Genomic DNA, 9,483 nt, shown 5'->3' with positions numbered 1-9,483 from the left:
AACATCACGCACCAGCGTATGCAGGAATTCGGTCAGGGCAATGTGCGGATTGCTGGCGAACGCATCCCGCAGGGCCAGCGTGCGCCACGCCGTCAGTTCGGTGAGAAGCCGGTCAGGCAGCGGCTTGATCCCGTCTTCCTCCTCGGGTTCAACGTCGGGAGCGATACTGTAGCCCTCCCCGCCCACATCGCCGCCATCATCAGCAATCCGCTCATATTGCCCGTCATACGCAGAATGATCGTATTGATCAGCACTGTCCGCATCATTGGTCTCATCCGGCTCGGCTGGCATGTCCTTGGGCAGCACGAAGCCCCGCTCCACCTGCAATGTGCCATCACTGTCGAGGCTGACGAAAGCCCCGGCCCGCCCCATGTCAGCAGGATCGAACGCCAGTGGCCGTTCCTCCAGGGCAAGGATGGCCTGTTCGATCTCGCCCAGCCGTGTATCGACCTCGTCAGGATATTCATCGGCCTGGGCGTATTCAGCCTCGATGCTTTCCTGCTCGGCGCGCAGGGCTGCAAGTCGGGCCGTCTCCTCATCGGACAGCGGCATCTCCGTGCCGTCGATCTCCGCGAAATGTCGTGTGTGACCCCACGGGAACGACAGGGACGTTTCGACCCATTTCCAGCCCTCGGCGCGGATATCCTCTGCGGCTGTGTGCAGTTTTTCCATGACCAGCCTGTCCAGAATGGCCGGATCCTGCAGCCAGCCGCCGTCGTCGGCCTCGAACAGGTCGCGCATGATGTGACCACCGGCTGCGAGATAGGCGTCCAGCCCGACGAAACGAACACGTGCGTCCGACGCCCGCACGGTCTTTTCCGTCAGCATGCGGCGGATGACGTAGGGCTCGCGATTATGGCTCTGGGCCACGATCTCCCAGACCTGTTCCTGTCGGGCATGATCGTCGCTGATGGAAAACGCCATCAGCTGTTCCAGCCGCATCCCGTCCTGCTCGTATATCTCAAGCAGCTTGTCCGACACGGTCATCAGCCGCAGACGCTGTTTGACCACGGCGGGCGCGACAAAGAATGCGGCAGCGATTTCCTCTTCGGACATGCCTTTTTCCAGCATGTCGCGAAAGGCGCGGAACTGGTCCAGCGGATGCAGGGCCACGCGCTGGACGTTTTCGGCCAGGGAATCATCCTCGGCGAGAATGGCCGACCCGGCTTCGCGCACCACGCACGGCACGGGTGCCGTCTTCGCCAGTTTCTTCTGCTTCACCAGCAGTTCGAGGGCACGGAAGCGCCGTCCGCCGGCAGGGACTTCGTAAGTGCCGGTCTCGGCCCCTTCACCATCAAGCACGGGACGGACGTTCAGGCTCTGCAGCAGCCCGCGACGCTCGATGTCACGGGCCAGTTCCTCGATCGACAGGCTGGACTTGACCCGCCGCACGTTGGATTGCGACAGCACCAGCTTGTTGAAGGGGATATCACGGGACGCATTGAGGGCGATTTTCTGGATGGCGCTGGCCATGGCAGGACACTCCGTGACGGACGGGCGGAAGCCACTCTCCCCCCCTGAATCCGTCACGAAAAACCCCTCAGCCCTTTGACTCTAACGATTACACCCGCCCCACACCCTCTTTCACGGCAGAAAAATGACGGCAATGAGGGGGTGAGCGGAATGTCCGATTTTAAACCCTTAACCGCTGTTTTTAGCCTGCAACTTGAGGATGTATGGCGGACGCTGCCCGCTGATTGCGGATATTCGAGCGTAATCAGTCACTATAGGAAGAGCGGCCGTCTTCGTTGATCTGGCGAGTGGTCGGATCAAGCGAGAGGCGGCAAGGCGTCATTCTTGATTGTGTTCCAGCCTGCGCTCTGCAGCAAATATTCTATGCCACCAACGCCGGTGAGGATTGAAACTCTCGAAATAATCTTGAATCATTGCGCGTATATTATGAGTATCGACCTCGATACTACGAATTCCGCACCCCTGCTGATTCAGCTGATCGATGATACGATTGTGAAATTTATTGATATCATCGAGTTTGGTTAGCGGTTTTTGCTTACGCTTGGCTAGGCGGTCAGTATATCGTTCGAATTCTGTGTTGTAGATACTTTGCATCACATTTATCCGGTTCTCGATCAAGTCGACGACTGCGGCCTTTATATTGCGCGGAATAAAGGGATCGGACGTTATCGGTTTAAGCATGTGCATCAGCCGTAAGACATTCGGCAGAATCGGTATACCGTAATCGTACCGCCGCGCCGCGAAGATTTCTTCTTTTAAATCGACTAGATCATCGTCGATAAAAATTTCGTTGATTTCTTTGATCGTATCGTGAACAGGGTTGGTTCGCGACCAGTGCGTCAGCGACGCATCATCAAACTCACTGAATAGGTCTTCAGATAACTGTTGCAATCGATCCATGACCCGCTTTTGATATTCCGTCGCGACCGTGTTCAATAGACCGCGCCTAGCGGCCCGATATGTCAAAACCGCAACTGAAGTGCCCACAACATAGAAAGCAATTTGGACAGCTTTGAGTGTGTCGTCGAGCTTGATGGAAGACAGATCCATCTTGCGTCACTCGAAGCATTCGCAAGATGTAGCTTTGCTCTGCCCATAGAATTCCATTCGTCTACTCCCGGTAAATGTTATACAACTAGTCAGCGGAAGCACTCCGTGTCGCCGCGATTTTTTGTAGTCTAATATCTCTGAGGAGTCTGACGGAAGCAAGTTAGTATAGTTGTAAAGGCGCGCTTCGTATAAGGTCTTTCCAAGAGGATAGCTTTCGCTTTCTATCCAATCTTCTCACGAGATATCATCCTGCCCATATCCGATATAAGGACGGTTCTTTGAGGATATGTACGGCCGATATGAAGCGGTTGCCGCCTGTCTCCACCGCCCGCGTTGAATGGACAGGCGGTTTAAGGGGGGGGCGGAATAGACCCAAAAGCTAACATTTGCGTCCAAGACGCTTGAAGCGGCTCTCCGCCCTTCTGCGACCTCCATGACAAGACGCAGCATGACTTAAGTGATAATCGTGCAAGTGCTGCAAAAATTGGAAATCTGAACCATGCCGGGAAACTACGCGACCGAACGAAAAGGCATCGCCGCCGTTCAGGCCAAGTTGGCCGACCTTGAACTAATTTGGCGAGAAACTTCGACCGGAGATTTTGGCATCGACGGGCACATCGAGTTCCTTGACGAAAACAGCGAACCGACCGGGATGATGGTTGGTGTTCAAGTCAAATCAGGGCAGTCGTATTTCATTAGTGAAACGGATTACAGCGTTTCCTACACCGCAAACAAAAAACACCAGAAATATTGGGAGCACTATCCTGTGCCCGTGCTCCTCATCCTTCATCATCCTGATCGCAAGGAAACTTTCTGGGTGGATGCCCGTCAGGAGTTTCGAACCGGCAAAGCCCCTGGGAACAAGATAGTCATACCCAAGTCGAACAACTTCATGGCTGCCACGGTGCAAGACCTCTTCATGAATGCTGGTTTCACTCAGGCGGAGTATGTAAGAGATATCTCTGCTGTGCTCGAGTGCATGCTGACCCGAACGACCGAGAATGCAGCTTTCGACATATCGTTCTTTGATCTGTTCTGCCTCGGAATGACAAATATCTGCCGGTCTCTCTACTTCGGCATGGACCTCGCCTTGAAGATTGCCGAAAATAAACTCGTATCGGCAAAGTCCGAGTTTGACGTAGGATTGGGACATTCGGATCATGAATTCCTTGAATCATACATCCGTTTTCTTGTCAGTCAGAACTTAGTTCATGCCGACTATTCCGACTTGCTTATCGATCTTGAACTCCGGGATATGGTGCCAATGTTTATTGCTCCACTTTCGCGGCGGGGTACCGCTTTGAAGGAGCTCATTTCAAGAAGCGAGGATGAGTTGGTAAAGCGTGGAAACTTGATGCCGAATTGCTACCGGGCAGCACAAGAGGCTTTCGTCGAGGTTGTGGAAATGTCGATGTTTCCCCGTTTCAAGCGAGTTAACGATGTTTCGAAAAACCTACGCTCAAACCCGCCTCCCACAATTTTCGCAAACTCCGACCTGTCGAAACACGGTGACGAACCGCCAACAGCGGAGAACTGATGCCCGATCTAGCCGCTCATTTGGTATTATTGAACTTGCCGAAGGCCGCTCTTATGGTCTTTTTGTTTAGCACCCTCATACTCTTTGTGCTGGAAGCGCCAGAAACTCACAGCATGGATGTACCTGCGGCCACGTCTGCTATCATGATGAAGACGGGATTATCCTATGTCTGGCACGAGGCGGAAACAGCCTGTCCGCTCTGTTTCCATTGAGGCAACAAGCAGTTTTGCGGGGAGAATGGTGCCGCGCTTTGGAGCGGACAAACGATGCCTCCTGCCGCTCATGCAACTTGGTATGATGCATATTTTAAGGCACATAGTGAACTATCATCGCGATGCTATTGTATGGTTCTTATTCCCCGAGAGAACCATGGGACGCGGAAGGTTACACTGAGAAAAAGTCGATGACACATGAAATCCGCCTCGCCACACCCGAAGACTTCCCCGCTGTCGAGACCATCGTGCGACATGCCTATCGTCACTACGTCTCTCGCATTGGCCGCAAACCGGGTCCGATGCTGGATAATTATGCTCCCCTGATCCATAGCGGGCACGTTCACGTTGCCGTTCATGATGGAACGGTTCACGGCATCCTTGTCCTGATCCCGAAGGCCGATGCCATGCTTCTCGACAACGTGGCGGTCGCCCCCGCTGCGCAGGGATTGGGTATAGGGAGAAGACTGCTGGAGTTTGCGGAAAACACCGCTTCCGAGGCGGGTTTCAGTCACATCAGGCTCTATACCAATGAGGCCATGACTGAAAACCTCTCCCTCTATCAGCGCATCGGGTATGTCGAGACGCATCGCGCCGAGGAAAAGGGTCTTCGACGCGTTTACATGGTCAAGACACTGCCCGAACGTCCTTGCTCGCCGTGAAGATAAATGGATCGTCTGCGATAACTGATCAAAATCGGGACAAGGAGATGGGGAACTGGCATTACTGCGGCAGTTCGGAGGACGAGGGATAAAGTCTGCAGGCAACCCGCTCCATGGTCAGTCCCTGCACGATGATGGTAAACACGACGACGCCGTAACAGACCGGCAGCAGCAGGTCGCGCAAGTTTCCGGGCGGCAACCCAAGCGCCAGCGAAACCGAAATGCCGCCACGCAGACCGCCCCAGGTCAGGATCCCAAGAACACGGCCCCGTTCCCATTGCCTGAGATGAACCGGAAGCGTTGAAAACAGCACGCTCAATGCCCGCACGGCAATGGACAGAGGGATCACGGCAAGTGTTGCCAGCACCGTAAACAGATGCGGCGTGATCTCCAGGATTTCAAAGCCGATCAGCATGAACAGCAGGACGTTCAGCACCTCGTCAATGAGTGTCCATGCGATATCGAGTTCCTTTCGGGATGCCTCATCGAAAACGGAATAGCTATAGCTTGTTCCAAAGCACAGTCCCGCCACGACGACGGCAATCGCACCCGACATGCCAAACTGGTTGGCAATGCTGAAGGTTCCGGTCGCCAGAGCCAGCGATGTCAGCAGATCGATATGCGGATCCCGCTGTCCTTTAAGCACACGGAGCGCGATCCATCCGGTCAGTGCGCCCAATAGACCGCCACCGATCGCCTCGCGGCAGAAACTCAGAGCAATCTCGGAGGCGGTCACTCCCTGACTGTCCCCGGTCGCCAGTCCGATCGTGACGCCAAAAATTACCACGCCCACGCCGTCATTAAACAGGCTCTCCCCTGCGAAAACGGCCTGAAGGGGGCCTGGCAGTCCGAGACGTTTCAGCATACCGACAACTGAAACTGGATCAGTTGGCGCGAGAATGGCCCCAAGAACGATGCACCACGTGAAAGGAATGGCATGACCCAACAGAGGGAAGACGTACCATGCCGTGATCGCCAGAAAGGCAACGGCCAGAACGGTTCCCAGAACAGAGAGAGCAGCCACGGAGGCAAGCTTTGCGCGCAGATGTCCGACATCTACCTGTGTGGCCCCGGCAAACAGAAGCAGGGACAGCGCGCCATTCAGGAGGGCAGTGGGAAGATTGATGGCTCCGAGCACAGATCGCGGGAGAGCCTGAAGGTCATAGGCTGGTATCAACGGATTCAGGATCATGACCAGCAGGGAAGCCAGCAATGAGAAGACCAGCACGCCAATCGTCACAGGAAGACGAAACGTGTGGTGATTGAGAATGCTGAACCCTGCCGAGAGAGTCAGAAGCAGGGCGAGGAGGCTGATGGTATCCATGCCCTCACCGCTGGCCGCTCCTGTCCCCTACGTCAAGAAAAACCGGCAATGGGTCGCTATTGGAGAAACCTGACAGTTCGTTGAACGGCGGAGACGAGGCGACTGTAGCCTGTCTGCTCCGACATCACTGAGCAAACAGGGAGATCAGGAGGAAGAACGGTCTATCGGCTTTGAATAGACTGATCGCCAAAATCGGACATTTAACATGGACGATCCTCACGAAGGCTTTTACCCTTTCTCACAGTATTATCCTCGCCGATGGCACAGAAAGAATATCCAGTGCTTCAATTTATGACCAGCAATGATCTGGCAAATGCAATTAAAGACGTGCTTGCTGGCACGGACGTACGGTGCGCCGTGGCTTTTTGGGGGATCGGGGCGGAAACGCTACTTAACAAGGCAGGTGACGCCCAGCCTCGCATCATCTGCGATGTTATGCTCGGTGGAACTTCGCCGAACGCGCTGCGCGCGCTCGGTGCGCCTAAGAACAAAGACCTGCGTCACATCCCCAGCCTCCATCCATGCCAAGGTCTACTTATCGGATCGAGGCGCGATCATTCGCTCCGCCAATGCCTCGCGAAACGGTGTTGGCTTAGATGGCCCACCGAGCCTGACAGAAGCCGGCGTCCGATTCGCGCCCGACAGCGAAACCTTCCGTCAAGCCGAATCTTGGTTCGAAGCACAGTGGGAGGCATCGACGCAGGTCGATGATACGGCGCTTGATTTCGCGACCCAGAGGTTTCGACCAGGTCGGTCGCTTGGTGGCTTTCCCGTGCGCCCCGGTTCACTCCTTGATCTCATAGCCGCCGACCCGGATCGCTTCTCCGACGTAAGCATTGTTCTTGCGGAGACCTCCAGTACACAAGAGGAGCGTGAGCAGGTTAACATCTCTCATCTGATCGCTTCTGGCGGCAGAATCCATTGAAACTGAAAACCACTACTCACCGTGACATACAGCCTCCATTCCTGCCCGTTGAGTATCCTATTACTTACACAAACACCGCCGATAACCGCATAGTATGATTTTGTTCTTTCCATGACGCATGACCCTGTCCAATGGTTCCAGTATCGTCTGGAGAAACCGACATGGACGCACGAGACAGGCAGGCGCGGATCGAAATCATTCTTCCCGACGACGGGGCAGCCGCACCTTATGTGACGGACGCCAGCGTGCTCCGCCTGGCGCGGCTCATCGGCCGTCAGATGGCTCGCGAGGATTATGAACGTAAGAAGCGCCGCCGACGCCACACCCGCCATCCAGTAGCGCCTGGCCGAAAAACGTGATGGCGACGCCAGCGAATTGACTACCACCCGGTGGCCGGAAGCAAGGTAAGCTCTGACACTCTCTCTTTTTGAAAGATGATGCCCGGAGTCCTGCCATGGTCCGTGTCGCGCTCTATGCCCGCTATTCCTCCGACAATCAGCGGGCCGCCTCGATCGAAGATCAGTTCCGCATCTGCCGCGAGCACGCCAAACGCGAAAAGTGGAAGGTCGCCAGCGCCTACAAGGACGCGGGCATTTCCGGATCCAGCATGATCCTGCGTCCCGGAATCCAGATCCTTTTGCAGGACGCGCAGCGCGGCGAATTCACTGTCGTGCTAGCCGAAGCGCTAGACCGCATCAGCCGCGATCAGGCAGACGTCGCCACTCTGTTCAAACATCTGAAGTTTGCAGGGGTCAAAATCGTTACCCTGGCCGAAGGCGAGATCAGCGAACTGCATGTCGGCCTCAAGGGCACGATGAACGCCCTGTTCCTCAAAGACCTTGCGGCCAAGACCCATCGCGGCCTGCGCGGCCGGGTTGAGGACGGAAAATCCGGTGGTGGCCTATGCTACGGCTACAAGGTCATCAAAAAGCTGGATGCGCGTGGCGATCCGATCCGAGGCGACCGCGAGATTGACGCAAACGAGGCCAATATTATCCGGCGCATCTTCAGAGACTTCGCCGCTGGCGTCGGCCCGCGCGCGATCGCACGCGCACTCAATGATGAAGGTATTCCCGGTCCGAACGGCAAGCTGTGGATCGACACTACGATCCGGGGTCATGTCCAGCGCGGCACGGGTGTCGTCAACAACGAACTCTATATCGGCCGCCTCGTCTGGAACCGGCTCCGTTATATCAAGGATCCCTCAACCGGTAAGCGGGTGTCTCGGCTGAACCCTGAATCTGAATGGATCATCACCGAAGTACCCGAGTTGCGGATCGTCGATGATGCGCTCTGGCAGGCCGTCCGCGACCGTCAGGCGAAGATCGCCGCTCAATATGTCAACGTCATCGCGGCCGTCCGGACATCGGCAGCAAACAGGATGAACGGCATGCGCCGCCCCAAATCCCTGTTCTCGGGGATGATTTTTTGTGGCGTCTGCGGCGGCAGCTACTCGCTCCGCGAGAAGGACCGCTATGCCTGCTCAAACCGGATCGCTAACCGTTCCTGCCATAACAAGGCGACGATCCTACGCTCCGACCTTGAAGAGCGCGTGCTGGCCGGTCTCAAGCACAAACTGATGACACCCGAAGCCGCCGCGGCAGCCATGAAAGCCTATACGGAAGAGACCAACCGGCTGAACCATGAGCGACGCGCCAACAGTGCTGGCTGGAAGGCCGAACTGGCAAAAGTCGAGAAAGGCATCGCTGGGATCATGACCGCGATCGAAAACGGAATGTTTGACCTTCATATGAAGGCACGCATGCAGGAGCTTCGCGACCGCGAGGTTGATCTGAACGCCCTGCTCTCCTCCGAACTGGAGGATACGCTCGACATTCACCCGAATGTCGCGGCGATGTTCAAGAAGAAGGTGGAGCGTCTGACCGAGAGTTTGAACCAGCCAGAGGACCGGGCCGAGGCGTCCGAGGCCGTCCGCGCGCTCGTCGAGAAGATCGTCCTCTCCCCCGGCGACAAACGCGGCGAGATCTTCGCAACGCTTTATGGCGAGCTTGGCACGCTGCTAGGTTTCGTGAACCAGAAGGACACGAAACCTAGCAAGTCCCTGAAAGGACTTGCGAAAACATCAATGTGGGAATCGGTGGTTGCGGGGATAGGATTTGAACCTATGACCTTCAGGTTATGAGATAGATTTTTTATCCTACGCAGGCCAACGCCCGTTCCGACAGAATAGCGCCGGACCGCGAAAACCCTTTGTTTTTCCTTGAAAAATAGTCCCGTCCGGATACGTCATTCGTTCACCGACTACGCTCGGTTGCGCTCTCATCTGTTTCCTATGTGTT

At 55.6% G+C, this 9,483-nt stretch carries 8 protein-coding genes; 5 read left to right on the top strand and 3 right to left on the bottom strand.

The window, feature by feature from the left end:
- Positions 1 to 1,473: ParB/RepB/Spo0J family partition protein (locus tag CFR79_RS14660; protein WP_110548398.1), on the bottom strand; the 1,473-nt coding region annotated here is incomplete at its 3' end.
- Between the two features lie 318 nt (positions 1,474 to 1,791).
- Positions 1,792 to 2,523, bottom strand: a complete 732-nt coding sequence (locus CFR79_RS14655; protein WP_110548397.1) for a hypothetical protein — start codon at positions 2,521 to 2,523, stop codon at positions 1,792 to 1,794.
- Between the two features lie 499 nt (positions 2,524 to 3,022).
- Between CFR79_RS14655 and CFR79_RS14650 the strand changes: the two genes are divergently transcribed.
- From CFR79_RS14650 to CFR79_RS14640, 3 genes are all read left to right on the top strand, one after another.
- A complete protein-coding gene (locus CFR79_RS14650; protein ID WP_110548396.1) occupies positions 3,023 to 4,060 on the top strand; it encodes a DUF4365 domain-containing protein in 1,038 nt (345 codons plus the stop codon).
- Entirely contained in the window at positions 4,060 to 4,272 is a 213-nt protein-coding gene (locus tag CFR79_RS14645; protein ID WP_110548395.1) for a hypothetical protein, read from the top strand. The genes CFR79_RS14650 and CFR79_RS14645 overlap by 1 nt, the downstream gene beginning before the upstream one ends.
- Before the next feature lie 191 nt (positions 4,273 to 4,463).
- Positions 4,464 to 4,934: a GNAT family N-acetyltransferase gene (locus CFR79_RS14640; RefSeq protein ID WP_110548400.1), complete on the top strand. Its 471-nt coding sequence runs from the start codon at positions 4,464 to 4,466 to the stop codon at positions 4,932 to 4,934.
- 61 nt (positions 4,935 to 4,995) lie between these two features.
- Here the strand turns inward: CFR79_RS14640 and CFR79_RS14635 are convergent, their stop codons facing one another.
- Positions 4,996 to 6,258: a cation:proton antiporter gene (locus tag CFR79_RS14635; RefSeq protein ID WP_110548394.1), complete on the bottom strand. Its 1,263-nt coding sequence runs from the start codon at positions 6,256 to 6,258 to the stop codon at positions 4,996 to 4,998.
- A gap of 1,086 nt (positions 6,259 to 7,344) precedes the next feature.
- On the opposite strand from CFR79_RS14635, the gene CFR79_RS14630 reads away from it, so the two are divergent.
- Positions 7,345 to 7,542 (top strand): hypothetical protein, encoded by a 198-nt coding sequence (locus CFR79_RS14630; RefSeq protein ID WP_110548399.1) that lies wholly within the window; start codon positions 7,345 to 7,347, stop codon positions 7,540 to 7,542.
- Between the two features lie 95 nt (positions 7,543 to 7,637).
- A complete protein-coding gene (locus tag CFR79_RS14625) occupies positions 7,638 to 9,326 on the top strand; it encodes a recombinase family protein (protein ID WP_110548393.1) in 1,689 nt (562 codons plus the stop codon).
- Positions 9,327 to 9,483: the final 157 nt, after the last annotated feature.

It is taken from the genome of Komagataeibacter saccharivorans (assembly GCF_003207825.1).
In the GTDB taxonomy this organism is placed as follows: domain Bacteria; phylum Pseudomonadota; class Alphaproteobacteria; order Acetobacterales; family Acetobacteraceae; genus Komagataeibacter; species Komagataeibacter saccharivorans.
The sequence above is the reverse complement of the archived record's forward strand: the minus strand, read 5'-3'. Positions and strand labels throughout refer to the sequence as shown.